General features: G+C 73.6%; 15 protein-coding genes and 1 pseudogene. 9 read left to right on the top strand and 7 right to left on the bottom strand.

The features are described 5' to 3' along the window. The 8 genes from ACIBQ6_RS37460 to ACIBQ6_RS37495 form a co-directional block, all read left to right on the top strand. Positions 1–2382 (top strand): response regulator (locus ACIBQ6_RS37460; RefSeq protein WP_397217896.1); only part of this gene is annotated, 2382 nt, incomplete at its 5' end. 25 nt (positions 2383–2407) lie between these two features. Beyond that, positions 2408–4756, top strand: a complete 2349-nt coding sequence (locus tag ACIBQ6_RS37465; RefSeq protein WP_397217898.1) for a SpoIIE family protein phosphatase — start codon at positions 2408–2410, stop codon at positions 4754–4756. 114 nt (positions 4757–4870) lie between these two features. After that, on the top strand, positions 4871–5347 hold the full coding sequence (locus ACIBQ6_RS37470; protein WP_358299243.1) for an ATP-binding protein: 477 nt from the start codon (positions 4871–4873) through the stop codon (positions 5345–5347). A 19-nt stretch (positions 5348–5366) separates the two neighbouring features. Further along, positions 5367–5711 carry a YciI family protein gene (locus ACIBQ6_RS37475; RefSeq protein ID WP_352331477.1) on the top strand — a complete coding sequence of 115 codons (345 nt, stop codon included), beginning with the start codon at positions 5367–5369 and terminating at the stop codon, positions 5709–5711. Next, positions 5708–6934: an RNA polymerase sigma factor gene (locus ACIBQ6_RS37480; protein ID WP_397217900.1), complete on the top strand. Its 1227-nt coding sequence runs from the start codon at positions 5708–5710 to the stop codon at positions 6932–6934. Before ACIBQ6_RS37475 ends, ACIBQ6_RS37480 begins: the two co-directional genes overlap by 4 nt. Before the next feature lie 32 nt (positions 6935–6966). Then, the gene (locus ACIBQ6_RS37485; protein WP_358299237.1) at positions 6967–7554 is read left to right on the top strand and encodes a helix-turn-helix domain-containing protein; all 588 of its coding nucleotides are present in this window, start codon (positions 6967–6969) and stop codon (positions 7552–7554) included. A gap of 1 nt (position 7555) precedes the next feature. Further along, positions 7556–8281, top strand: coding sequence for an SRPBCC domain-containing protein (locus tag ACIBQ6_RS37490; protein ID WP_397217902.1), 726 nt, complete (start codon positions 7556–7558; stop codon positions 8279–8281). Between the two features lie 7 nt (positions 8282–8288). Beyond that, positions 8289–8771, top strand: a complete 483-nt coding sequence (locus ACIBQ6_RS37495) for a metallophosphoesterase family protein (protein WP_352329954.1) — start codon at positions 8289–8291, stop codon at positions 8769–8771. On the opposite strand, the gene ACIBQ6_RS37500 is transcribed toward ACIBQ6_RS37495, so the two are convergent. From ACIBQ6_RS37500 to ACIBQ6_RS37530, 7 genes and pseudogenes are all read right to left on the bottom strand, one after another. Beyond that, positions 8764–10857, bottom strand: coding sequence for a molybdopterin-dependent oxidoreductase (locus ACIBQ6_RS37500; RefSeq protein ID WP_397217904.1), 2094 nt, complete (start codon positions 10855–10857; stop codon positions 8764–8766). The two genes, ACIBQ6_RS37495 and ACIBQ6_RS37500, sit on opposite strands and share 8 nt — an antisense overlap. A 93-nt stretch (positions 10858–10950) precedes the next feature. Next, positions 10951–12246, bottom strand: coding sequence for a M1 family metallopeptidase (locus ACIBQ6_RS37505; RefSeq protein ID WP_358299255.1), 1296 nt, complete (start codon positions 12244–12246; stop codon positions 10951–10953). Beyond that, the gene (locus tag ACIBQ6_RS37510; RefSeq protein ID WP_397217906.1) at positions 12243–16025 is read right to left on the bottom strand and encodes a Pls/PosA family non-ribosomal peptide synthetase; all 3783 of its coding nucleotides are present in this window, start codon (positions 16023–16025) and stop codon (positions 12243–12245) included. The genes ACIBQ6_RS37505 and ACIBQ6_RS37510 overlap by 4 nt, the downstream gene beginning before the upstream one ends. Positions 16026–16242: 217 nt before the next feature. Beyond that, complete coding sequence (add, locus tag ACIBQ6_RS37515; RefSeq protein ID WP_397217909.1) at positions 16243–17181, bottom strand: adenosine deaminase; 939 nt, start codon at positions 17179–17181, stop codon at positions 16243–16245. Between the two features lie 11 nt (positions 17182–17192). Then, positions 17193–17951 (bottom strand): class I SAM-dependent methyltransferase, encoded by a 759-nt coding sequence (locus tag ACIBQ6_RS37520; protein ID WP_358299223.1) that lies wholly within the window; start codon positions 17949–17951, stop codon positions 17193–17195. Positions 17952–18301: 350 nt separating this feature from the next. After that, positions 18302–19204 (bottom strand): annotated as a pseudogene (locus ACIBQ6_RS37525) (RNA polymerase sigma factor); the annotation flags it as partial. A 531-nt stretch (positions 19205–19735) separates the two neighbouring features. Next, a complete protein-coding gene (locus tag ACIBQ6_RS37530; RefSeq protein ID WP_397217911.1) occupies positions 19736–20170 on the bottom strand; it encodes a hypothetical protein in 435 nt (144 codons plus the stop codon). A 267-nt stretch (positions 20171–20437) separates the two neighbouring features. On the opposite strand from ACIBQ6_RS37530, the gene ACIBQ6_RS37535 reads away from it, so the two are divergent. Continuing rightward, on the top strand, positions 20438–21166 hold the full coding sequence (locus ACIBQ6_RS37535; RefSeq protein WP_397217913.1) for a hypothetical protein: 729 nt from the start codon (positions 20438–20440) through the stop codon (positions 21164–21166). The last annotated feature ends 42 nt before the right edge of the window (positions 21167–21208 follow it).

The following is a 21208-nucleotide window of genomic DNA, read 5'->3' on the forward strand; positions in this document are numbered from 1 at the left end:
CTCAAGTCCAACCTGGCCCGCATGTCGGGGCTGATGCAGGGCCACCGTGACCTGGCGGCCGTCGCCGAGCTGGTGATGAACGAGCTGGCCCCGCTGGTCAGCGCCCAGTACGGCGCGTTCTTCCTGGCCGAGGAGAACGAGCTCCAGCTCATCAGCGCCTACGGCTACCCGGCCGACCCGGGCAGGCCGACCCGGTTCCGGCTCGGCGAGGCGCTGGTCGGCCAGGCCGCCCGCAGCCGCCGGGTCATCGCCGTCGACGACGTGCCCTCCGGCTCCGTCCGGATCTCGACCGGCCTCGGCACGATCGAGCCCGCCTCGGTGGTGGTGCTGCCGATCGTGGTCGAGGAGCAGGTGCTCGGCGTGATCGAGCTGGCCTCGGTGCAGGCGTTCACGCCGGTCCACCGGGCCTTCCTCGACCAGCTCATGGAGACGATCGGCGTCAACCTCAACACGATCGTCGCCAACGCCCGCACCGACGAGCTGCTGGCCGAGTCGCAGCGGCTCGCGGCGGAGCTGCAGGCCCGGTCGGAGGAGCTGCAGCAGCAGCAGGAGGAGCTCCAGCGCTCCAACGCCGAGCTGGAGGAGAAGGCCACGCTGCTGGCCCGCCAGAACCAGGACATCGAGACCAAGAACCTGGAGATCGAGCAGGCCAGGCAGGAGCTGGAGGACCGCGCCCACCAGCTGACGCTGGCCTCGACGTACAAGAGCGAGTTCCTGGCGAACATGAGCCACGAGCTGCGCACCCCGCTCAACTCGCTGCTCATCCTGGCCCAGCTGCTGGCCCAGAACCACACGCGCAACCTGACGCCCAAGCAGGTCGAGTACGCCGAGATCATCCACTCGGCCGGCTCCGACCTGCTCCAGCTGATCAACGACATCCTCGACCTGTCCAAGGTCGAGGCGGGCAAGATGGACATCAACCCCGAACGCGTGCCGTTGCGGCAGCTGCTGGACTACGTCGAGGCCACGTTCCGGCCGATGACGTCGCAGAAGAGCCTCGACTTCACGATCACCAACGCCCCCGGCATCCCGGTGGAGGTCGTGACCGACGACTCGCGGCTGCGCCAGGTGCTGCGCAACCTGCTGTCGAACGCGGTCAAGTTCACCGAGACCGGCAGCGTCGAGCTGCGCATCGAGCCGGCCGCCCAGGACGAGCTGCCCGCCTCGGTGCGTCAGCACGGCGCGGCCATCGCCGTGCGGGTGGTCGACACCGGCATCGGCATCGCCGCCCAGCAGCTCGAAGCCATCTTCGGCGCGTTCCAGCAGGCCGACGGCACCACCAGCCGCAAGTACGGCGGCACCGGCCTCGGCCTGTCCATCAGCCGCGAGATCGCCCACCTGCTCGGCGGCGCGATCGGCGCGCAGAGCACGCCGGGCCAGGGCAGCGTGTTCACCCTCTACCTGCCGATCGCCCGGCCGGACTTCATCGGGCTCTCCCCGAAGAAGGCCCTGGCCGGCCCCTCGGTGATCGTCGAGGCGGCCCGCGTCACCACGCCCGAGCAGGAGGCGGCCGCGCCGGCCAGGTCCCACCAGCCGCAGCCGCGCCGCCTGCTGGTGATCGAGGAACGGCCGCAGGGCCTGCTCTCGCACGTGGCCGAGAGCGTGGTGACCGAGCTGGCGCTGAGCAAGGACGAGACGATCGAGATCGTCACGGCCGCCGGAGCGCAGGAGGCCGCGGCCACGCTCGCCGCCGACCCCTGCCACTGCATCGTGCTCGACCTCGACCTGCCCGACCAGAGCGCCTACCGCCTGCTGGAGGCCATGGACGGCGACCAGGCCCTGAACTCGGTGCCGGTCCTGGCCTACAACAACTGGCGGGCCAGCTCCCAGCAGGCGGTGCCGTTGCAGACGCGCGAGGGCGGCCAGCCGCTGGAGCTGCTGTCCAGCCTCGACGAGCTGCGCGAGCGCATCGCCCTGCACCTGACCGCCGACCAGCCCGGCGACGTGCTGCCGCTGATCCGGGCCGGGAACGTCAACCAGCTCGCCGGGGCCGAGATCGACACCTCGCTGACGGGCCGGACGGTGCTGATCGTCGACGACGACGCCCGCAACCTGTTCGCGCTGACCAGCATGCTGGAGGTGCACGGCATCGACGTGCTGCACGCCGAGGACGGCCGCAAGGGCATCGACACGCTCGTCGCCCACCCGCAGATCGACCTGGTGCTGATGGACGTGATGATGCCCGAGATGGACGGCTACACCGCCACCGCCCGCATCCGCGCGATGGCACAGTACGCCGACCTGCCCATCATCGCGGTCACGGCCAAGGCGATGCCGGGCGACCAGGAGAAGGCGCTGGCAGCCGGCGCGAGCGACTACGTGACCAAGCCCGTCGAGGCCGACCATCTGGTCGAACGCATCCGTCACTGGCTCGGCGCCTGACCCGTCCCCCTCAAGGAGCAACGCAGTGCACCACCAGCACGATCCGGCGGCCGCCGTGCCGCCGGAGCGTACCGAGCCGCCCAATCTCGGCCGCCTGGCCGCGACGGTCGACCGCCTGCACAACCAGATCCTGGAGGCCCAGCGGGCCGCCGAGGGCCGCGCCCTGGTCGAGGTCGCCAAGGGCGTGCTGGTCGAGCGCCTGCAGTGCAGCCTGGCCACCGCCGCCAGGCAGCTCGCCACCCTGGCCGACCAGGCGGGGGTGACGCAGCTCGAACTGGCCGCCGACATCATCAACCAGGCCGCCCACGACCGCATCAGCGAGGCCGCCCGCGACTTCCTCAGCTCGGCCCGCACCCAGGAGTCGGCGGAGGTGGCGGTGCGGCTGCGCACCGCCGAGAACGGGGCGCTGACCGCCACCGACGCGCAGGCCGTGGCGCAGTCGCTGCTGGAGCAGGCCCTGTCCGCGCTCGGCGCGACGACGGTGGCCATCTGGGAGGCCGGGCCGGACGCGTCGCTCACCCTGGCCGGGTACGCGGGGCTGGCCGACGAGGAGGCCAGGCGCTGGCGTTACGTGCCGCCGGGCGTGGCCACGCCGGCCCGCCGCGCGCTGCTGGAACGCGGCACGGTGTGGCTGGACGACCTGGCCGCCGTCGGCCTGCCCTCGATCGGGCAGCGCCAGACCCCCGGCGCGCGGGCGACCGCCCCGGCCGGGACGGGCGGCCGGATCCTGGGCGTGCTGGAGATCGGCTGGCCGCACGCGATGCCGCAGCCCGACGGGCGAATCGTCAAGCAGATCGAGGTGCTGGCCGACCTGTGCGCCCACACCTTCGAGACCACCGACCAGGCCGTGCACGAGCCGCAGGTGCTGCCCGAGCTGATCGACCTGGCCGACGCGCTGCCGGACGCGGCGCTGGTGCTGCGCCCGCAGCTGGGCACCGAGGGCCGGCTGACCGACTTCCGCATCGTGCACGCCAACCCGCGCTTCCTCGACCCCGCCGGGCGGCCGCGCGGCGAGGTCGTCGGGAGCCTGTTCCTGGAGGCGTACCCGCTGGCCGCCGAGGAGGGCGCGCTGCTGGCCAGGATCGAGCACGTGCACGCCACGGGCGAGACCTTCAGGGCCGAGAAGATGACGATCACGGCCCTGGTGGACCAGATCCCGCTGCACACCGTCGCGGGCATCGCGATCATCCGGCTCGGCGACGGCGTGCTGCTCATCTGGCGGCTGCAGGACCAGGACGCCCAGCTCGCCAACCTGCTCCAGCACGCCCAGCGCCTGGGCCGCATCGGCGGCTTCGAGGAGAACCTGCTCACCGGCGAGATCGTCTGGAGCGCCCAGCTCCACGACCTGTACGGCATGTCCCTCGACGAGCCGCCCATCCCGCTGGAACGCCTGGCCACGCACGCCCACCCCGACGACGCCGTGGCCATCGGCCGGTTCGTCCGGGCCGTGCTGCACCACCGCCGTCCGGCCTCCACCGCCTACCGGCTGCAGCGGTCCGACGGCACGGTGCGGCACATCAGAGTGGTCGCCGAGCCGGTCTTCGACGACAGCGGCCTGCTGCTGTCCATCCGCGGCGCCTACCAGGACATCTCCTCCCAGCACTGGACAGAGGTGGCGCTGGCCGCCACCCGCGACCAGCTCGCCCACACCGAGCAGCAGGCCGCCGAGCGCAACCGGCTGGCCCTGCAGCTCCAGCAGGCGATCATGCCGCCGAGCCGGGAGCCGCTGGAGGCGTTCGACCTGCAGATCGCCGTGCGCTACCGACCGGCCGAGAAGGAGCACCTGGTCGGCGGCGACTGGTACGACGCGGTCGTGCTGCCCACCAAGCAGATCCTGCTGTCGGTCGGCGACGTCGCCGGACACGGCATCGAGGCGGCCACCGGCATGGTCGTGCTGCGCAACGCGCTGCGCGGCCTGGCCGCCACCGGCGCCGGGCCGGGCCAGCTGCTGACCTGGCTCAACCTGGTCGCCCACCACCTGACCGCGAACGTCACGGCCACCGCGATCTGCGGGCTGTTCGACCCCCGCACCCGCGTGCTGCGCTACGCCAGGGCCGGGCACCTGCCGCCCATCCTGGTCCGCGACGGCCAGGCCAGGGAGCTCGACCTGACCAAGGGCCTGCTGCTCGGGGCGGTCGCCGAGGCCGAGTACGAGGAGACGCACGTCCAGCTCGCCTCCGACGACATCCTGCTCATGTACACCGACGGCCTGATCGAACGCCGGGACGTCAACCTGCACGAGTCCCAGCAGCGGCTCCTGGACATCGCCCGGCACCCCGCGGCCACCCTGGAGCAGCGCCTCGACCACCTGCTGACGCACAGCAACTCCGACACCGACGACGACACGTGCATCATCGGCGCCCGCCTCCAGTAGCCGTCCGCGCCGCGGCCGGGCGGCCCGGGAGTTTGCCGGGCTTGCGTCTGGTAAGCAACCAAAGCCGGGTCCCCCGCCACGCCACACCCAGGCAGGACTGATCAGACCATGGGCATGGAACCGGAGCTACGCTGTCCCATCAGCACCGATCTCGACGCCATCCGCCGCCTCGTGCGCGACCACGCCGGCCGCGGCGGGCTGTCCGGTGAGCGCCTGGACAACTTCGTGCTGGCGGTCAACGAGGCGGTCACCAACGTCCTCGACCACGGCGGCGGCACCGGCACCTTGCTGGCCCGCACCGACTCCGGCGGCGTCACGGTGGAGATCGCGGACGAGGCCGGCCGGCTCAGCGCCGCCCACCTGGCCGCGGCCGCGCACGGCCGCGCCCACTCGGCGGGGTTCGGCTTCGGCCTGTGGCTGATCCAGCACCTGTGCGACCGCGTCGAGCTCGACCAGAGCCCGCGGGGCTCCCGGTTACGCCTGCACATGAGCGTGCGGACCGCCGCCGACCGGCCGCCCGGCACCCTCGTCCCCCAGGGCTGCGACTCGGTTGAACCCGGCCGGGCCCGGCCGGATTTCCCGGAACCCTAGGATGAGGCAGGTGAAATACATGCTGCTCATCTACAGCAACCCCGCCGCCCAGCAGGCCGTCGCCGACGGGTTCGACCAGGTCATGGCCGAGGTCGACGCGCTCATGGCCGAGCTGGAGGCCAACGGCGAGCTGGCCGGGGGCCAGGCGCTGGGCGACCCCGCCTCCTCCAAGACCGTGATGGTGCGCGACGGCGTGCCCGCCGTCACCGACGGCCCCTTCCTGGAGGCCAAGGAGTACCTGGCGGGCTATCTGATCGTCGACTGCGCGAGCGTCGAGCGGGCCACCGAGATCGCCGCGCGCTGGCCGGACGCGCGTCTGTGCGCCATGGAGGTGCGGCCCGTCATCGACGAGGTGGCGGAGTGATCGAAGGGCTGCTGCGCGAGCTGGCGCCGCAGGTGCTCGGCGTGCTCGTCCGCCGTTACGAGCAGTTCGACGCCTGCGAGGACGCCGTCCAGGAGGCCCTGCTCGACGCCGCCGTGCAGTGGCCCGACCAGGGCGTGCCGGACAACCCGCGGGCCTGGCTGATCACGGTCGCCTCCCGCCGGGTCATCGACCACTTCCGCAGCGAGAGCGCGCGCCGGCGGCGGGAGGAGAGCGCGGCGGTCGCCGTCCCGGCCGACGAGTTCGTCGAGCCGGCGCCGGGCGAGGAGCGCACGCCGTCCGGCGACGACACGCTGACGTTGCTGTTCCTGTGCTGCCACCCGTCGCTCTCGGAGCCCTCGCAGCTCGCGCTCACGCTGCGGGCCGTGGGCGGCCTGACCACGGCGCAGATCGCGGCGGCGTTCCTGGTGCCGGAGGCGACGATGGCCCAGCGCATCAGCCGGGCCAAGCAGCGCATCAGGTCCACGGGGGTGCCGTTCGGGCCGCCGCCGGAGCCGGAGCGGGCCGAGCGGCTGCGCGTGGTGCTGCACGTGCTCTACCTGATCTTCAACGAGGGTTACACCGCCACCTCCGGGCCCGACCTGCAGCGGCCCGAGCTGACCGCCGAGGCGATCCGGCTGGCCCGGCTCGTCCACCGGCTGCTGCCCGGCGACGGCGAGGTCGCCGGGCTGCTGGCGCTCATGCTGCTGACCGAGGCGCGGCGGGCGGCGCGCACCGGGCCGGACGGCTCGCTGGTGCCGCTGGCCGAGCAGGACCGCTCGTCGTGGGACCGGCGGCTGATCGAGGAGGGCGTCGAGCTGGTCAGCAAGGCGCTGGCCACCAGCGCGCTGGGCCCGTACCAGTTGCAGGCGGCGATCGCGGCCGTGCACGACGAGGCGCCCACCGCCGCCGAGACCGACTGGCCGCAGATCCTGGCGCTCTACGGCGTGCTGGCCGGGCTGGAGGACAACCCGGTGGTGCGGCTCAACCAGGCCGTGGCCGCCGCCATGGTGCACGGCCCGCGGGCCGGGCTCGACCTGCTCGACGGCCTGGCCGCCGACGACCGGCTCGCAGGCCACCACCGGCTGGCCGCGGTCCGCGCCCACCTGCTGGAGATGGAGGGCGACGCGGAGGGGGCGGCGCTGGCCTTCCGCGAGGCGGCCCGGCGCACGCTCAGTCTGCCTGAGCAGCGCTATCTGGAGGGCAAGGCCGCCCGGCTGGCTTGACAACGATTTTTTTCGGTGCGATCGTTTCAGGCATGCACGAAGTGGCAGCGATCGAAGACGCGGCGGCCGCCGAGGCGTCGCTCGACCCGATGCGGTCGAAGTTGCTGGCGGAGCTGGTCGAGCCGGGCTCTGCCACGTCCCTGGCCGCCAAGGTGGGCCTGGCCCGGCAGAAGGTCAACTACCACCTGCGCACCCTCGAACGCCACGGGCTGGTCGAGCTGGTCGAGGAGCGCAGGAAGGGCAACGTCACCGAGCGCGTCATGCAGGCCACGGCCGCCTCCTTCGTGATCTCCCCCACGGCCCTGGCCGCCGTGCAGCCCGATCCCGCCCGGTCCCCCGACCGGCTGTCGGCGCGCTGGCTGCTGGCCCTGGCGGCGCAGCTCGTCCGCGACGTCGGCACGCTGATCACCGGCGCGGCCAAGGCGCAGAAGAAGGTGGCCACGTTCGCCATCGACGGCGAGGTGCGCTTCGCCTCGGCCGCCGACCGGGCCGCGTTCGCCGAGGAGCTGGCGCAGTGCGTCACCTCGCTGGTCAGCAAATATCATGACGAGTCCGCGGAAGGCGGACGGGACCATCGTCTGATCGTCGCCGTGCACCCGTCCGTGAAGAAGGGTTCCTGAGGTGGGGCGCGAGTTCGAGATCCCCCTCGAGTCCATGGTCGAGGCGACGCCCGAGCAGGTGTGGGCGGCCATCACCACCGGGCCGGGCATCGACTCGTGGTTCATGGGCCGCAACGAGGTCGAGGGCGGCGCGATCCGCACCGCCTTCGCCGGGGCCGAGCTGCCCGAGTCCAGGGTGACCGCCGAAGACCCGCTCAAGCGCTTCGCCCACTCCGGCATCCCGGGCCCCGACGGCCGTTTCGTGGCCTACGAGTTCCTGCTGGAGGGCCGCGGCCAGGGCAGCACCCTGCTCCGCATGGTCACCAGCGGCTTCCTGCCCGGCGACGACTGGGAGCAGGAGTACGAGGCGATGTCCACGGGCCTGGCCCTGTTCTTCGCGACGCTGACGGAGTACCTCGGCCACTTCGCCGGCCGGGCCGCGACCCCGATCACCGAGTCCGGCCCGCCGGTGAGCGACTGGCCGCGCGCCTGGCAGGCCCTGTACGCCGCCCTCGGCGGCCGCCCCGAGCCCGGCGACACCGTCCGGCTCGCGCCGCCCGGCCTGCCCCCGGTCCAGGGCGTGGTCTACGTCCGCAACGCCCAGAGCGTCGGCGTCCGCACCCCCGACGCCCTCTACCGGTTCGTCCAGGGCATGGGCGGCAGCCTGCTCGCCATGCACCTGCTGTTCGGCGACCCCGCGGGGCAGGCTCCGGCCTGGCGGGCCTGGCTGGAGGATCTGCGGGCATGACTTCCGGATGAACGTGGTGGCGCTGTCCGACACCCACGCGCCCCGGCGGTGGCGCGCCTGCCCGCCCCGGGTGGCCGAGCACCTGCGCGGGGCCGACGTCATCCTGCACGCCGGGGACGTCTGCGTGCGCTCGGTGCTCGACGAGCTGGCCGCCTACGCCCCGGTGCACGTGGTGAAGGGCAACAACGACGGCCCCGACGTGGTGGCGCCGGAGACGCTGGAGCTGACCCTGGAGGGGCTGCGGATCGGGATGATCCACGACAGCGGGCCCGCCAAGGGCCGCCTGGCCCGGCTGCGCCGCCGCTTCCCCGAGGCCGCCCTGGTGGTCTTCGGCCATTCGCACATCCCGCTCGACGAGTCGGGCGAGGGGCTGCGCATCTTCAACCCGGGCTCCCCCACCGACCGCCGTCGCCAGCCGCACGGCACGATCGGGCTGCTGACCGTCGAGGACGGCGTCCTGACCCGCGCGGAGATCGTGCCCGTCAGCTGAGCGGCTCGACGGTGACCGGCACGCCGTTCAGCGCCGCCGTGCCGGTGAGCTCGTCCAGGAGGCAGGGGTCGGTGAGGTCGTTGGCGCTGGCACCCCCGAGCGTGGCCGCGACCGACAGCAGCACGCCCGGCCGGTCGTGGCCGTAGCCGTGGGGCAGGCTGACCACGCCGGGCATGACGTCCTCGCTCGCGCTGACCTCCACCGTCACCTCGCCGCTGCGGGAGCGCACCCGGACCGGCGCGCCGTCGGTGAGCCCGCGGGCGCGCAGGTCGCCGGGGTGCATGAGCAGGTGGTGCCGGGGCCGGCCCTTGGCCAGCCGGGCGGAGTTGTGCAGCCAGGAGTTGTCGTCGCGCAGGTGCCGGCGGCCGATCAGCAGCAGCCCGGCGGGGGCGGGGGCCAGCAGCTCGGCGCGGGCGCGGGCGAGCCCGTCGAGCAGGACGGGCGGCGCGGCCTGGACTCGGCGGCCCGGCGTGCGCAGCCGGCCCGGCAGGCTCGGCTTGAGCGGGCCCAGGTCCAGCCCGTGCGGGTGGCGGCGCAACCGCGCCACGCTCAGCCGGTACGGCCCCGCCCGCAGCCCGAGGTCCACGATCCGCTCCGGCGAGAGCCGCAGCATGAGCCGGTCGGACAGCGACCCGGCCCGGACCAGGCGGCCGTATTGCCGGGCCAGCTCGCGCAGGATCTCCCAGTCGTGCCGGGCGCCGGGCGTCCTGGGCAGCACGGCCGGGGTGTAGCGGGCGTGGTCGCGGACCGCGACCAGGTTGAAGACGAGGTCGTAGTGGTCGCGTTCGAGCAGGTCGGTGGGCGGCAGGATGACGTCGGCGTGCCGGGTGGTCTCGTTGACGTAGAAGTCGAGGCTGACCATGAAGTCGAGTCCGGAAAGGGCCCGCGACAGCTCGTGCCCGCCGGGGGCCGAGCGCACCGGGTTGCCGGCGATGGTCACCAGCGCCCGCACCTGCCCTGCGCCGGGCGTGCGGATCTCCTCGGCGAGCGCCGCGGCGGGCAGCTCGCCGCCGAACTCCGGCAGGCCGCGCACCCGGCTGCGCCACCTGCCCTCGTGGCCGGGGTCGATCAGGCGGTTGCGCACCGGGTCGACGGCCGGCCTGCTCATCAGCGTGCCGCCGGGCCGGTCGAGGTTGCCGGTGACCAGGTTCAGCAGCTGGATCCCCCACTGGCACAGGGTGCCGAACCGCTGGGTGGACACGCCGATCCGGCCGTAGGCGGCGGCGGTGGGGGCGGCGGCGAACTCGGCCGCGATCCGGGTGATCACCTCGGCCGGCACGCCGGTGACGGCCGCGGCCCGCTCCGGCGTGAACGCCTCCAGCGCCGGGGCCAGCCGGTCGAGCCCGTCCACGTAGGGCGCGGGACGGGCGGCGCCGCCGGCGACGATCAGGCCGACCATGGCCAGGATGAGCGCGGCGTCGGTGCCGGGACGGACGAAGTGGTGCTCGTCGGCGAGGCGGGCGGTCTCCGTGCGGCGCGGGTCGAACAGCACCATCCGGCCGCCGCGGGCGCGCAGGTCGCGGATGCGCCGGACGACGCCGGGCGCGCTCATCACGCTGCCGTTGGAGACGGCCGGGTTGGCGCCGAAGGCCAGGAAGTAGGCCGTGCGGTCGATGTCGGGCACGGGGAGCAGCCACTGGCTGCCGTACAGGTGGCGGGCGACGTACTGGTGCGGGAGCTGGTCGAGGGAGGCGGCGGAGTAGCGGTTGCGGGTGCCCAGCAGGCGGGCGAACGGCGGCGCGTGCGTCAGCGCGCCCAGGCTGTGGACCACCGGGTTGCCGAGGTAGACGGCCACGGCGTCGGGGCCGTGCACGATGCGCGTCCCGGCCAGCCGGGCGGCGACCAGGTCGAACGCGTCCGCCCAGGAGACCTCGCGCCAGCCGTCCGGGGTGCGGACCACGGGACGGCGCAGCCGGTCGGGGTCCTCGCGCACGTCCTGCAGGGCCACCGCCTTGGGGCACAGGTGCCCGGCCGACAGCGGGTCGTCCTCGTCGCCGCGGATGCCGGTGATCCGGTCGCCGTCCAGGTCGACGCGCAGGCCGCACATGGCCTCGCACAGGTTGCAGGTCGCGAGCCGGGTCACCATGCGACCAGGCTATGAGCGGACGGGCCCGTCCCCGAGCCGCCACCCCGGCGACCGTCCGACCAGGTCGGCGCGGTACGCGCGGCTCGGGGCCGGTCAGGCGCCGCGGTCGCGGGTCAGGGCGCCGCCCGCCATCGGCGGCAGGGGCCGGTCGTGCAGCCACGCGGTCAGCAGCGCGCCGGCCGGGACGTGCCGCTCGGCGTGCGCGGCGAACTCCCGCGTGGTGACGCTGCCGTACCGGCGGCTGTCGGCCCAGGAGCGCAGGAGCGTGAAGAACGCCTGGTCGCCGGCCGCCCGGCGGAGGGCGTGCAGGGTCAGCGCGCCGCGCTTGTAGACGCGGTCGTCGAACAGCGCGGCCGGGCCGGGGTCGGCCAGCACGAAGTCCTGCGGCAGGGCGGCGAGCCTGCGGTGCCAGCGCAGCGCGTGCTCGTCCGCGGGCGGGCCGCCCGAGCGTTCCGACCACAACCACTCCGCGTACGTGGCGAACCCCTCCTGCAGCCAGATGTCGGCCCACCCCGCCACGGTGAGGCTGTTGCCGAACCACTGGTGGGCCAGCTCGTGCGCGACCAGCCGCTCGCAGCCGCGCGCGCCGTCCACGTGGTTCCTGCCGAAGATCGACATGCCCTGCGCCTCGACCGGGATGTCCAGGTCGTCGTCGGCCACGACGACGGTGTAGCCGCTGAACGGGTAGGGCCCGAACAGCTCGCCGAACAGCGCCATCATCTCGCCCTGGCGGCCGAAGTCGTGCCGGGCGCGGGCGGCCAGCCGCGCGGGGTGGGCCAGGCGCGCGCCGCCCGCCTCCGACAGCTGGTAGCGCCCGATCTGCACGCTGGCCAGGTACGTCGCCATCGGCTCGGCCTGCTCGTAGACCCACGTCGTGGTCCCCGACGCCCGCCGCCTGGCGGTGAGCACGCCGTTGGCGATCACCTGGTACGCCGGCGCCGTCGTCACCGAGATCCGGTAGGGGGCCTTGTCGTCCGGCCGGTCGTTGCACGGGAACCAGGAGGGCGCGCCGATCGGCTGACCGGCCACCAGCGCGCCGTCGGTCAGCTCCTCCCAGCCGAGGCCGCCCCACGGGCTGCGCACCGGGACGGGCGTGCCCGCGTACCGCACCTCGACGACGGCCCGCTCCCCGGCGGCCAGCGGGCCGGGCAGGGTGAGGCGCAGCTTGCCCTGGCCGTGCGTGTGGCGGACGGCCCGGCCGGCCACCGTGACGCCCTGGACGCGGAAGTGGCCGAGGTCGAGGCCGAGATCGGCGAGCGGCTCGGCGGCGCGGACCGTCAGGCGGGCGGTGCCGTCGAGCCGGTTGGCCGCGAGCCGGTAGTGCAGCGCCAGGTCGTAGTGCTCGACCGCGTACCGGTGGTCGCCGTGCCCGGGGAAGTACGCCGTCATCGCCACGCCGAGACGGGGTTGCCGAACCACCGGCTGCCGCCGGGCAGCGCCTCGCCGCGCATGACCAGGGACGCCGGCCCGACCGTCGTGCCCGTGCCCACCCGCGCGGCGGGCAGGACGACGCCGTGCGGGCCGAGCGTCGCGCCGGCCTCCAGCGTCACCGTGTCGATGCTCATGACCCGGTCGTGGAACAGGTGCGTCTGCAGCACGCATCCCCGGTTGACGCACGCGCCGTCGCCGAGCGCCACCAGATCCGCCTCCGGCAGCCAGTACGTCTCGCAGGTGACCCCACGTCCGATGCGTGCCCCGAGGGAGCGCAGCCACACGTTCAGCGGGGCGGTCCCCAGCCACGGCTGGGCGAACCAGGGCGCGGCCAGCACCTCGACGAAGTTGTCCGCCAGCTCGTTGCGCCACACGAACGAGCTCCACAGCGGCCTGTTCCCGGCCTTGATCCGGCCGACCAGCGCCCATTTGGCGGCCGTGGCGACCGCCGCGGCGAGCACCCCGGCGGCCAGCACCACCAGCCCGCCGAGCGCGGCGGCCACGGCGAAGCCGTGACCGGCGGCCAGCCACTCGAACGCCGCCACCGCCAGCACGGCCAGCGCGACCACGCCCATCGCGGGCACCACCCGGCACACCTCGACCAGCGCCCGCGCCGCCCGGTACCGCGCGGGCGGGTCGTAGGTCCTGCTGCGGTCGGCCTCCTCGGCCGTACGGCGCAGCTCCATGGGCGGCATGCCCACGTACGAGGAGCCCGACTTGGCCTTCTTGGGCGTCGCCGACAGCACGCCGACCAGGCCGTCCTTGGGCACCTTGCGGCCGGGGGCGGTCATCCCGGAGTTGCCGAGGAAGGCGCGCTTGCCGATCCGCGCCGAGGCCAGGCGCATCCAGCCGCCGTCCAGCTCGTACGGGGCCACCATGGTGTCGTCGGCCAGGAAGGCGCCGTCGCCGACGGAGGTCATCGTGGGCAGCGCGAGCACCGTGGACAGCTCGGCGCCGCGGCCCACCTTCATGCCGAGCGCCCGCAGCCAGACGGGCGTCAGGACGCTGGCGTACAGCGGAAACAGCCACACCCGGGCCGAGGCCATCAGCCGGCCGGTCACCCACGCCTGCCAGGCCGGACGGCTGTGCACCGGATGGTGACCGGGGTGCAGCCCCAGGCCGAGCAGCCGCACGCCGGCCAGCGTGACCAGCGCGAAGGCGGCCATGCCGGCGACCGTGGCCAACGGCACGGCGGGCAGGGCGGCGGCCAGCGCGCCGCCGAGCGTCGGCTCGTCCCCGGCGAAGGCGGCCAGGACGGCGAGCGCGACACCGGCCGCGGCCACCGGGAGCAGGCTGAGCACGACCGCGCTCACCCCGTACAGCGCGACCCACGGGCGGGAGCGGGCGGCGCGCTCCGCCGGCCGGGAACGGCGCGGCTTGCCCTGGCGGAAGGCCGGGACGCCGGCCCAGCGCTCGCCCGACGGGACCGTCCCGGCCACCGCGGAACCGGGGGCGACCTGCGCGTTCTTGCCGACGCGCGCGCCGGGCAGCAGGGTCGAGCGGGAGCCGACGGTGGCGCCCGCGCCGATGCGGATCTCGCCGACGCGCAGCAGGTCGCCGTCGTACCAGTGGCCGGACAGGTCGACCTCCTGCTCGACGGAGGCGCCCCTGCCCAGCTTGAGCAGGCCGGTGATCGGCGGAGGCGAGTGCAGGTCGGCGTCCGGGCCGACGGTGGCGCCGAGCAGCCGGGCGTACCAGGCCATCCACGGCGCGCCGGCCAGGTCGGGCACGCCGAGCCGGTCGGCGAACCGCTCGGCGAACCACAACCGCAGGTGCACGCCGCCGCCGCGCGGGTGGGGGCCGGGGCGCACGCCGCGCAGCAGCAGCCGGGCGACCGCCGCCGACAGGCCCATGCGTCCCATGGGGGTGACGAACGCCAGCGCGCCGAGCGTCACCCACCACCACGACAGCCGCGGCGCCCACGGCGGGGCGAGCACGTTGCCGAGCGCGGCCAGCGGCACGACCCAGCGCAGCGCGCCCACGGTGAGCAGCGGGATCATCAGCGCGGTCTGCGCCAGCGCGGCGCGTTTCGGCATGGGGGCGGCCGCGGCGTGCGCGGGGGCCTGCGTCCCGCCCCTGGCGGCCAGCAGCTCGGCCAGTCCGGCGAGGGTCGGGTGGGCGTAGACGTCGCCGACGGCCACGTCGGGGTGGGTGGCCCGGAGCACGGAGACCAGGCGGGCGGCGGCCAGGCTGGTGCCGCCGTCGGCGAAGAAGTCCGCCCCGGGCCCTTCCGGGCGCACGCCGAGGATCTCGGTCCACTGCGCGGCCAGCAGCGCCTGGGCCGGGGTCAGGCCGGGGTCCGCGGCGGCCGGGCCGTCCAGCGGCCACGGGAGCGCGTCCCGGTCGATCTTGCCGGAGGTCCTGGTGGGCAGGGCGTCCACAGGGGCCAGGCGGGGCACGAGCGCGGCGGGCAGCGAGCCGGCCAGCAGCTCGCGGGCCCGTCCGGCGTCGAAGCCGGGCCCGGTGACGACGTAGCCGACGAGCACCTGGTGGCCGCCGCCCGCGGTGCGGACGGCCGCGGCCGCGCCGGTGACGCCGGGCAGCGCGTTCAGCGCGGCGTCCACCTCGCCGAGCTCGATCCGGCGTCCGCCCAGTTTCACCTGGTCGTCGGCGCGGCCGGCGAAGACGAGACCCTCGGGCTCGGCGCGGACGAGGTCGCCGCTGCGGTAGGCGCGCTCCCAGCCCAGGGACGGCAGCGGCGCGTACTTCTCGGCGTCCTTGGCCGGGTCGAGGTAGCGGGCCAGGCCCACGCCGCCGATGATCAGCTCGCCGGTCTCGCCCATGGCGACCGGCTCGCCCGCGCCGTCCACGACCGCCAGGTCCCAGCCGTCCAGGGGCAGGCCGATGCGTACGGGCCCCTCCCCCGTCAGGCGGGCGGCCGAGGCCACCACGGTCGCCTCGGTGGGCCCGTAGGTGTTCCACACCTCGCGGCCGGGCACGGCCAGCCGTTCGGCGAGCTCGGGCGGGCAGGCCTCGCCGCCGAAGACGAGCAGCCGGATGCCGTCGAGGTGCGCGGGGGGCCAGAGCGCGGCCAGCGTCGGCACCGTCGAGACGGCGGTGACGCCCTGCCCGGCCAGCCAGGGGGCCAGGTCCATGCCGGTGCGCACGAGCGCTCTGGGCGCGGGCACCAGGCAGGCGCCGTGCCGCCAGGCCAGCCACATCTCCTCGCAGGAGGCGTCGAAGGCCACCGACAGCCCGGCCAGCACCCGGTCACCGGGGCCGAGCGGCCGGTCCTGCAGGAAGAGCCCGGCCTCGGCGTCGGCGAACGCGGCGGCCGAGCGGTGCGTCACCGCCACGCCCTTGGGCCTGCCGGTGGAGCCGGAGGTGAAGATGATCCAGGCGTCGTCGTCCGGGGTGGGCCGCTCGGGCGTGGCCGCCTGGCGGGCGGGCGTGACCGGGCCGCCGTCGAGCACGGCGTCCACGGCGGCCTCGGCGAAGACGAGTTCGGCGCGTTCGTCCGGGTCGTCGGCGTCCACGGGGACGTACGCGGCGCCGGCCGCGAGCACGGCGAGGATGGAGACGTACAGCTCGGCGGTGCCGGAGGCGATGCGCACGCCCACCCGGGAACCGCGCCCGACGCCGGCCGCGGCCAGCTCGGCGGCGACCCGGTCGACCTCGGCGCGCAGCGACCGGTAGTCCAGGCACACGGCGCCGTCGTCCAGCGCGGGCGCGTCGGGGTGGCGGCGGGTGGTCTCGTCGAGGATGTCGATCAGCGTGCGGGGCGGCGCGGCCAGCATGCCCGCCGGGTATACCGCCGACGCGGTCCTGAGTCTTAAGTCTGCCGAGTCGGTGCGCAAACGCTGCTCCTTCGGTCGGGCGGTCGGCCCCGGCCCGTCGAGGCCGCGGGCTGCCACTGTCGTGGCGTTCGCGCCACCTCCGTTCGCAACGGTCGCCGATTCGCCAACTATTCCACGATGTGACGGAGATCGCCGTGCCCGGCGGGGGCCGGTCGGGTCAGCGGAGCCAGGCGTCGACGGCGGCCAGCAGGTCCGTCTTGAGGGCGTCCGGGGCGAAGGAGGCCCTGATCGAGGCGCGGGCCAGCTCGGCCAGGACGTCGTCGCCGTACCCGAAGACCTCGCGCAGCCGCAGGTACTCGTCGGCCAGCGCCGTCTCGCCGTCGGTGTTGACCGTGACCGCGAGCCCCGCCTCGCGCAGGCGCGGCAGCGGGTGCTCGGCCAGTGACGGCACCAGCCCGAGCAGGACGTTCGACGTGGGGCAGACCTCCAGCGGGACGCCGCGCTCGCGCACCTCTGCCACCAGCGCCGGGTCGTCCAGCACCCGGATGCCGTGGCCGAGCCGCTCGGTGCGGCCGAGGTCCAGCGCCTCGCGGATGCTCGCCGGCCCGGCGGCCTCGCCCGCGTGGTGCACCAGGTGCAGGCCCGCGTCCCCGGCCGCGGCGAACACCTCGGCGAAGGGGGCCAGCGGATGGGCCTCGTCGCCCGCGAGCCCGAGGCCGATCACCTCGTCGTAGCGGGTGGCCAGCTCGTACGTCCGCCACAGCCGCTCCAGGGGCCGCCGCCTGGAGTGGTCGAGCAGCACCCGGGCCTCGACGCCGTACCGCCTGCCCTCGGCCAGGCCGTCGAGCACCGCCTCCAGCGGCATCTCCGGGGCGCCCAGCCGTTCGCCGTGGGCGGCGGCGGTGAAGGTGACCTCGACGTAGCGGGTGCCCTGGGCGGCCTCGTCCTCGCAGAACTCCAGGGCGACGCGCCGGAAGTGCTCAGGGGTGCGCAGCAGGCCGCGCACCTTGGCCCGCTGGTCGGCGAACTCGCGGAAATCGGCGAACGGGCCCTCGGGCTCGGGCGGGCCGCCCAGCTCGCGCACGGTCGCGGGCCGTACGGTGCTCTCCAGGTGGACGTGCAGGTGGGCCTTGGGCAGCAGGCGGAGGTCTCTCACTCTCCGGGAGGTTATCGCCGGGTGATGCGGATTTTCGACTGCTTATGTGGGCCCTGCTCCCAGTCGTCCATGAACGTCGCTTTCAGACCGTGCTTGCGGGCCAGTTCGACCAGCGTCTCGGTGCGGTAGTAGAAGTCCTCGCGCAGGACGTGGTGCTCCTCGCCCTCGGTCCGGTCGAAGGTGAAGTCGAACCAGCCGTCCGGCTTCATGACCCGGCCCACGTTGGCGAAGCACTCCTCGATGACCTCGATCGGCGAGTGCGAGAAGACGCTGTGGGCGTGGACGACGTCGAAGTACTCGTCCGGCAGGAACGCCAGCCGCAGGTCGCGCACCGGCGCCAGGTACGGCAACTTGTCCTGCAGGGCGTGCTTCTCGACCGTGTCCTGGGCGGCCAGCAGGATGTCGGGCGAGATGTCGATGCCGTAGTAGTTGCCGGTGAACAGGTAGCCGATGAACAGGCGGCCGGCGCGCAGGTTCCCGCAGCCGATCTCCAGCATCCGGCAGTCGGGCTTGAGCCCGTGCTCCACCAGGTAGTCGAACTGCATGCGTCCCAGGGCGAGCCAGCGCCGGTGCCGGTGCGACCCCACGGCGCCCTCGGGGTCGCGGGCCGTGTCGGACCTCATGACGGCGCGGTAGTAGGTGACGTGGTCGTGGGTGCGGAGCCGGAACCAGGTGTCGCGGGCCAGCCGGCGCAGGTGGGGGGCGATCCTGTGGGGGTGCCGGAACGCGTAGGCGGCCTGGTGGACGAGGCTCGTACGGGAGCGTTTCACGTTGGGCAGAGTAGGTCCGGCCCACCCGGCCCGCTCCAGGCTCCACACACTCCAGAGCGCCCTTTTACCCGCCCTTTCCCACCCCTGGACCGCTCTTCCCCGTGGGTGACGGGCGCGTCGCCGTGGCGCGCGGCACGCGGCACGCGGGTGCTCGGGTGGCCGTCGCCGGGGTGGACGGAGGTCGTGCCTGTCGCTGGTCGCGCCGGCGTCGCGGCGGCTGGTTCGGTCGACAAGGCGGTGACGCTCCACGTCCACGCGGCGAGCCCTGCTCGGCGTGTCGCGTGATGCCGTTCCCGGGCGGGAACGATCGGCTCAGGCAGCGGCGTGCCGCCGCTCCCGGGACCGGGCGGTCAGCTCAGGTAGTCGCGCAGCGCCATGGCCCGGGAGGGGTGACGCAGCTTGGACATGGTCTTGGCCTCGATCTGCCGGATGCGCTCACGGGTGACGCCGTAGACGCGGCCGATCTCGTCGAGGGTGCGCGGCTTGCCGTCGGCCAGGCCGTAGCGCATCGTGATCACGCCCGCCTCGCGCTCGGAAAGCTGGTCGAGCAGGCTGTGCAACTGCTGCTGCAGCAGCGTGAACGAGACCGCGTCGGCCGGGGAGACGGCCTCGGTGTCCTCGATCAGGTCGCCGAACTCGCTGTCGCCCTCCTCGCCGAGCGGCGTGCTCAGCGAGATCGGCTCCCGGCCGTAGCCCTGCACCTCCGACACCCGCTCGACGTCGAGATCGGTCTCGGCGGCGATCTCCTCGGGGGTGGGCTCGCGGCCCAGGTCGGACTGCAGGCGGCGCTGCACGCGGGCCACCTTGTTGATCAGCTCGACCATGTGCACGGGGATGCGGATCGTCCGGGCCTGGTCGGCCATGGCACGGGTGATGGCCTGCTTGATCCACCAGGTGGCGTAGGTGGAGAACTTGTAGCCGAGCCGGTAGTCGAACTTCTCGATCGTCCGGATCAGGCCGAGGTTCCCCTCCTGGATCAGGTCGAGGAAGAGCATGCCGCGGCCGGTGTAACGCTTGGCGATGGAGACGACGAGCCGGAGGTTGGCCTCCAGCATGCGGCGCTTGGCACGAAGGCCGTCGTCGGCGATCCACTCCAGGTCGGCACGCAGCTCGGAGGGCAGGCCGGGCTCGCTGTCGAGCCGTTCCCTGGCGAACAGGCCGGCCTCGATGCGCTTGGCCAGCTCGATCTCCTGCTCCGCGGTGAGCAGCGGGACGCGCCCGATCTCCTTCAGATAGGTCTTGACCGAGTCGGCGCCGACGGCCGTGCCACCGTCGGCGATGGTGTCGTCCAGTTCGAGAACCTCTGCTGCTTGGGACAAAATTCTCTCCTCGCTCGCGTTGGGTGGACGCTCAGTGACTGAGCCGGCCTGCGGGCAGGGCCGGCGGGGAAACGTAGCGGGCCGATAGGCGTCGGAACCTTCAGGGCATGAGGGAACGGAAGAAGCGGGGCCTGGCAGGGCCGTCTCTGACCAGGCTACCCAACACTTCCTCGAACGTGGCTTCGACGAACACCCGATCATCGCTTCCCCGCCGGCGCCGTCCACCCCCTGACCAGCCCCCCAACCCCGTCCCCTCGCCACCACCCCCGCCGGCCGACGGCACTCCAGAAGACGCCCGTCCCCTCGCCCCGCCCTGGCCTGCTTCACGGCCTGCACGCTTCGATGAGAGCCGGTCGCCACGCGCATGCGAAGCTGCGGACCGCGGATGCGCGTGCTGCCGCCCGGTACGACACGGACGTCCACTGCAACCCCGGTTGCGTCATCCGACGCGGCCTTCCGGCTCGGTCACGCGCCACCCGTCCAGGTGCCGTTACGTGACCGAGCCGGAAGGGACCTACTTCCGATGCACCAGGGGCATTGGATCATGCCGCCGCCGTCTCCTTCGCTGGAGACCTGGCTGAAGTGGATGTAGCGGTCCGGCTGGCCCTGGCCGCCACGCCAGGTGTACCAGCGGTTGTCCCCGCCGCTGTAGTCTCCACGAACCCAGCAGCGCGGGTAGATCTGCGTCCCCGCATAGCAGGTGAAGAGGAAGTTGGGCTGTCCGAGCCGGGGAGAGCTGCGGACGTTGCCGTCGTACTTGCACTTGAAGATCAGGGCGGTGGCTGTGCTGGCCGAGGCCACTGCGGGAGTCGCGGTGAACAGCACACCGACACCACCCAGCGCTACGACGGCGCTGCCCAGACCGGCGGCCAGACGTCGCAGCGGCATTTTATCGATCACGGATTGCCTCTCGCGGCTCGATGAGGAGGCACGCCCCAGTAGGCGTGTCAGGGCTCAGCCTTGGCGGCTGCTGGATTGTCCGGAACCGGGCTTCACCGGCCCAGACAAACGTCGTCCGCGGAGTGGTCGCAGCAGTTCATGACGTCGGGCTCAGGATCGTCACCGAGTTCCGGCCCCGCCCGGGACCCCACGGTCACGGTTCAGCTTGACAGTTGATCTCGTAGGCACAAGATTGTTGCGCCCTCCCACCATCTCCAGAGGAACGTGATGAAGCGGACCGTCATGGGTGTCATCGTGTCCACCGCGAAGGCGGACCACGGTCGCGCCGGGTCCTACACCCTGGCCCTGGACGGCACGGTCGGGTTCGGGCCGCAAGGCGAGATCGCCTCTGACACGTCCCAGCGCGTGCGGTTCAGCAAGACGGTGATGAGCGGTCTGAAGAAACTCGGCATGGCCGAGGACGCCGCCGCTGAAGAGCTGCCCCTGAGGGTGATCTCGTCAGGCCACGACGACTACGTCTCCGGCCCCCGATTCGCCGACGTACTGCCGCAGGGCACGAGCTGGGTGCGCTATCCGCACACCGATCTGCCGGCCAGCAACCCGCTGCTGGAGGTGCTGGAGCCCGCCACGCTCAAGACGCTGCTGGCCCACCGCACGTCCTGGCGGGGCGGGGTGGTGAAGGGCATGATCAAGGCTGACAAGCTGGTCAAGGTGTCGCGTTCTTTCGCCTCGCGCTTTCGCGGCTACTCCTTGAGCGAGCCCGTCAGCACCATCTCCTACACCATCCGCCTGAGCACGGCCGGACTGGTGGAGCGAGTCACGGCCAAGGGGGTCATGCACCACTGGAAGGGGTCCGTGTTCCGGCTCACGGCGGACACCCGCTACTCCACCTGGGGACGGCAGGTCACCGTTGCGCTGCCTCTGCAGAGCGAGGTGCTCGATCAGGAGCAGCTCGAAGGCAAGGTGCCCTACGGGGTGCCTGGTGCCTGGAACTAGCCGCTTGGCGCTGTTGCGACACCATGATCACGTGCGGTATTG

The organism is Nonomuraea sp. NPDC049655, assembly GCF_044465465.1.
In the GTDB taxonomy this organism is placed as follows: Bacteria; Actinomycetota; Actinomycetes; order Streptosporangiales; family Streptosporangiaceae; genus Nonomuraea.

Excerpts from the sequence above, each read along its gene's own strand:
- ACIBQ6_RS37470 (WP_358299243.1), top strand. The coding sequence starts at position 4,871 with ATGGAACCGGAGCTACGCTGTCCCATCAGCACCGATCTCGACGCCATC.
- ACIBQ6_RS37475 (WP_352331477.1), top strand. The coding sequence starts at position 5,367 with ATGCTGCTCATCTACAGCAACCCCGCCGCCCAGCAGGCCGTCGCCGAC.
- ACIBQ6_RS37485 (WP_358299237.1), top strand. The coding sequence starts at position 6,967 with ATGCACGAAGTGGCAGCGATCGAAGACGCGGCGGCCGCCGAGGCGTCG.
- ACIBQ6_RS37495 (WP_352329954.1), top strand. The coding sequence starts at position 8,289 with ATGAACGTGGTGGCGCTGTCCGACACCCACGCGCCCCGGCGGTGGCGC.
- ACIBQ6_RS37500 (WP_397217904.1), bottom strand. The coding sequence starts at position 10,857 with ATGGTGACCCGGCTCGCGACCTGCAACCTGTGCGAGGCCATGTGCGGC.
- ACIBQ6_RS37505 (WP_358299255.1), bottom strand. The coding sequence starts at position 12,246 with ATGACGGCGTACTTCCCCGGGCACGGCGACCACCGGTACGCGGTCGAG.
- ACIBQ6_RS37510 (WP_397217906.1), bottom strand. The coding sequence starts at position 16,025 with ATGCTGGCCGCGCCGCCCCGCACGCTGATCGACATCCTCGACGAGACC.
- ACIBQ6_RS37535 (WP_397217913.1), top strand. The coding sequence starts at position 20,438 with ATGAAGCGGACCGTCATGGGTGTCATCGTGTCCACCGCGAAGGCGGAC.